Source organism: Cohnella rhizosphaerae (genome assembly GCF_029525575.1).
GTDB classification, from domain to species: domain Bacteria; phylum Bacillota; class Bacilli; order Paenibacillales; family Paenibacillaceae; genus Cohnella; species Cohnella rhizosphaerae.
Genome location: NZ_JAPDIA010000004.1, coordinates 1 through 3,543, shown reverse-complemented (window position 1 = coordinate 3,543; position 3,543 = coordinate 1). Strand labels below are relative to the sequence as shown.

Genomic DNA, 3,543 nt, shown 5'->3' with positions numbered 1-3,543 from the left:
GTTCACTACTCACGACGATGTTTTTTTTGGTACCTTTTTTTTCACCGGAAAGGACCCGTAAAGTGATAATGATTATCATCTACATATCACAACGTGCGTGGAGGCCATCAAACCACGTCAAATAATCAATTATGACGCAGGTATCGTATTAATTGATCTGCATCAACTTAACGTAAAAACAACTTCAGACAATACAAATCAGCGACACTGAATACGGGGCAACCTCATGTCAACGAAGAACAGAACCCGCAGAACAACAACCCGCAACATCCGCTTTCCTAACCAAATGATTGAACAAATTAACATCGCTCTTGAGCAAAAAGGGTCCGGGAATTTCTCAGCCTGGGTCATTGAAGCCTGCCGTCGGAGACTAACGTCAGAAAAGAGAGCATATACATCAATTAAAAGTGATGAAGAATGAACATCCCGCGTTCTTCCCTCCGAACAGGACGATATTGTAAATTCACTTAATTACGAGGGCATTGCAGTAATTGAGTTGCAGTTTTACCACTTTCCTGACAGTGACAGACTGCGTGTTGGCTCTGTCACAGACTAAATAGTTTGAATGATTAGCAGTTATGGTGATCAGTCAACCACCAGGGAATAATCCTTCATATTATTATCGTGCTTCACCAACGCTGCCTCAATTGCTCTGAATGCTTCCAGAGACACCTTATGTTCTATACATGCAATTACAACATCAGGGTAACTCATAGAAATGGTGCTATTAAGCATATTTTTTACACGAATCAGATCCACGGAGGGATCATCAGCAGATTGTTCTTTATTCATTTTGTCGCTCCATGCGCTTGCTCTTCATCTAGCGGTTAAAATATTACTTCAAATCTTTCTGTATGAAGATTTGAGCACGTTGGCCTTACATACATCTGTCGGTTGTATTTCCCTCCAGAATGCCAGCAGGACCGCACTTTGTTACGCAACCAATACTATTAAGTGAAAACATTCCTAATATTTGACATAAATCATCAACAAAACACAAGGAGGTCAGACCAGATTGAAACGATAAAAACGATAATGCAAACTACGCGCCCTCGTATCACATGGAAGGTTTTACCAATGGCTCAGGTTGCCATTTTTAAAGAAATATTCGATCAAGTGCGAAAAGATTTAGACTGTGAATTGTTTTATTCTGAACTAAAACGTCACAACGTCTCACATTATATTTACTATCTAGCCACAGATAATATTCACATCGTGTTAGAAAACGATAACACCGTGTTAATAAAAGGACTTAAAAAAGGTTGTAAATGTTAAATTCTCAAGAAACACGCATCTTATAGAAACGTCCTATGATAGGTTGAAATCAAGAGAAATCACATTTCAGCAATACAGGGAAAATCTTGCTAAAGCAGGAGTTTTCCGATGGGTTACAAATATCCATGAACATAAAAGATATTACTATACCTTTGATAATTCATTACTATTTACTGAGAGCATTCAGAACACTACACAAATCTTTCCACGCTAAATCATAACGTCCGGTTTCTTCCGTGTCAGCACCGGGGCGTTGGCATAATGCAATACGTGTACGCGCTAAACCCTGTGTGCATCGTTTTAATTATTCCCGGACACTCCCGCAGAGAAGTTCCCCGTCAGGGCTGTGGACATAGTTAATCCGGGAATACAATGACGATTCATCGCACCTGACATACATTAATAAATATTAACAATATGAAATTTCAACTCATTGTTTAGGGTTTGTTTAATTTTCTACACATACGATTCTGCGAACTTCAAAAAGCATCGGGAATAACACCATGAAAAAAATGCTACTCGCTACTGCGCTGGCCCTGCTTATTACAGGATGTGCTCAACAGACGTTTACTGTTCAAAACAAACCGGCAGCAGTAGCACCAAAGGAAACCATCACCCATCATTTCTTCGTTTCTGGAATTGGGCAGAAGAAAACTGTCGATGCAGCCAAAATTTGTGGCGGCGCAGAAAATGTTGTTAAAACAGAAACCCAGCAAACATTCGTAAATGGATTGCTCGGTTTTATTACTTTAGGCATTTATACTCCGCTGGAAGCGCGTGTGTATTGCTCACAATAATTGCATGAGTTGCCCATCGATATGGGCAACTCTATCTGCACTGCTCATTAATATACTTCTGGGTTCCTTCCAGTTGTTTTTGCATAGTGATCAGCCTCTCTCTGAGGGTGAAATAATCCCGTTCAGCGGTGTCTGCCAGTCGGGGGGGAGGCTGCATTATCCACGCCGGAGGCGGTGGTGGCTTCACGCACTGACTGACAGACTGCTTTGATGTGCAACCGACGACGACCAGCGGCAACATCATCACGCAGAGCATCATTTTCAGCTTTAGCATCAGCTAACTCCTTCGTGTATTTTGCATCGAGCGCAGCAACATCACGCTGACGCATCTGCATGTCAGTAATTGCCGCGTTCGCCAGCTTCAGTTCTCTGGCATTTTTGTCGCGCTGGGCTTTGTAGGTAATGGCGTTATCACGGTAATGATTAACAGCCCATGACAGGCAGACGATGATGCAGATAACCAGAGCGGAGATAATCGCGGTGACTCTGCTCATACATCAATCTCTCTGACCGTTCCGCCCGCTTCTTTGAATTTTGCAATCAGGCTGTCAGCCTTATGCTCGAACTGACCATAACCAGCGCCCGGCAGTGAAGCCCAGATATTGCTGCAACGGTCGATTGCCTGACGGATATCACCACGATCAATCATAGGTAAAGCGCCACGCTCCTTAATCTGCTGCAATGCCACAGCGTCCTGACTTTTCGGAGAGAAGTCTTTCAGGCCAAGCTGCTTGCGGTAGGCATCCCACCAACGGGAAAGAAGCTGGTAGCGTCCGGCGCCTGTTGATTTGAGTTTTGGGTTTAGCGTGACAAGTTTGCGAGGGTGATCGGAGTAATCAGTAAATAGCTCTCCGCCTACAATGACGTCATAACCATGATTTCTGGTTTTCTGACGTCCGTTATCAGTTCCCTCCGACCACGCCAGCATATCGAGGAACGCCTTACGTTGATTATTGATTTCTACCATCTTCTACTCCGGCTTTTTTAGCAGCGAAGCGTTTGATAAGCGAACCAATCGAGTCAGTACCGATGTAGCCGATAAACACGCTCGTTATATAAGCGAGATTGCTACTTAGTCCGGCGAAGTCGAGAAGGTCACGAATGAACTAGGCGATAATGGCGCACATCGTTGCGTCGATTACTGTTTTTGTAAACGCACCGCCATTATATCTGCCGCGAAGGTACGCCATTGCAAACGCAAGGATTGCCCCGATGCCTTGTTCCTTTGCCGCGAGAATGGCGGCCAACAGGTCATGTTTTTCTGGCATCTTCATGTCTTACCCCCAATAAGGGGATTTGCTCTATTTAATTAGGAATAAGGTCGATTACTGATAGAACAAATCCAGGCTACTGTGTTTAGTAATCAGATTTGTTCGTGACCGATATGCACGGGCAAAACGGCAGGAGGTTGTTAGCGCAAAAAAAAAAATTCCAAAAAAAAAAATTCCAAAAAAAAAAAGCGACTAACAAA

General features: G+C 43.4%; 5 protein-coding genes and 5 pseudogenes. 4 read left to right on the top strand and 6 right to left on the bottom strand.

The window, feature by feature from the left end; all coding sequences use genetic code 11:
- Positions 1 to 226: 226 nt before the first annotated feature.
- Positions 227 to 421, top strand: coding sequence for a YlcI/YnfO family protein (locus OMP40_RS17150; protein ID WP_001421937.1), 195 nt, complete (start codon positions 227 to 229; stop codon positions 419 to 421).
- 164 nt (positions 422 to 585) lie between these two features.
- Here OMP40_RS17150 and ybcW read toward each other — a convergent pair whose 3' ends face one another.
- Positions 586 to 792, bottom strand: a complete 207-nt coding sequence (gene ybcW, locus OMP40_RS17145; protein ID WP_001031427.1) for a protein YbcW — start codon at positions 790 to 792, stop codon at positions 586 to 588.
- A 243-nt stretch (positions 793 to 1,035) separates the two neighbouring features.
- Between ybcW and OMP40_RS41880 the strand changes: the two genes are divergently transcribed.
- The 3 genes and pseudogenes from OMP40_RS41880 (at position 1,036) to bor (ending at position 2,072) form a co-directional block, all read left to right on the top strand.
- A complete protein-coding gene (locus OMP40_RS41880; RefSeq protein WP_420871988.1) occupies positions 1,036 to 1,275 on the top strand; it encodes a DUF1398 family protein in 240 nt (79 codons plus the stop codon).
- Positions 1,274 to 1,489: pseudogene (locus OMP40_RS41875) on the top strand (DUF1398 family protein); the annotation flags it as partial. The gene OMP40_RS41880 and the pseudogene OMP40_RS41875, both read left to right, overlap by 2 nt.
- A 289-nt stretch (positions 1,490 to 1,778) precedes the next feature.
- Complete coding sequence (gene bor, locus OMP40_RS17130; protein ID WP_000738492.1) at positions 1,779 to 2,072, top strand: serum resistance lipoprotein Bor; 294 nt, start codon at positions 1,779 to 1,781, stop codon at positions 2,070 to 2,072.
- A gap of 31 nt (positions 2,073 to 2,103) precedes the next feature.
- Here the strand turns inward: bor and OMP40_RS17125 are convergent.
- From OMP40_RS17125 to OMP40_RS17105, 5 genes and pseudogenes are all read right to left on the bottom strand, one after another.
- Positions 2,104 to 2,166, bottom strand: a pseudogene (locus OMP40_RS17125) (lysis protein); the annotation flags it as partial.
- A pseudogene (gene rzoD, locus OMP40_RS17120) lies at positions 2,163 to 2,346 on the bottom strand (prophage lysis lipoprotein RzoD). The pseudogenes OMP40_RS17125 and rzoD, both read right to left, overlap by 4 nt.
- Positions 2,279 to 2,566, bottom strand: a pseudogene (locus OMP40_RS17115) (lysis protein); the annotation flags it as partial. The pseudogenes rzoD and OMP40_RS17115, both read right to left, overlap by 68 nt.
- Positions 2,563 to 3,039 carry a glycoside hydrolase family 24 protein gene (locus OMP40_RS17110; protein WP_000229403.1) on the bottom strand — a complete coding sequence of 159 codons (477 nt, stop codon included), beginning with the start codon at positions 3,037 to 3,039 and terminating at the stop codon, positions 2,563 to 2,565. The gene OMP40_RS17110 and the pseudogene OMP40_RS17115, both read right to left, overlap by 4 nt.
- Positions 3,023 to 3,340, bottom strand: a pseudogene (locus OMP40_RS17105) (phage holin, lambda family). The gene OMP40_RS17110 and the pseudogene OMP40_RS17105 overlap by 17 nt, the downstream one beginning before the upstream one ends.
- Positions 3,341 to 3,543: the final 203 nt, after the last annotated feature.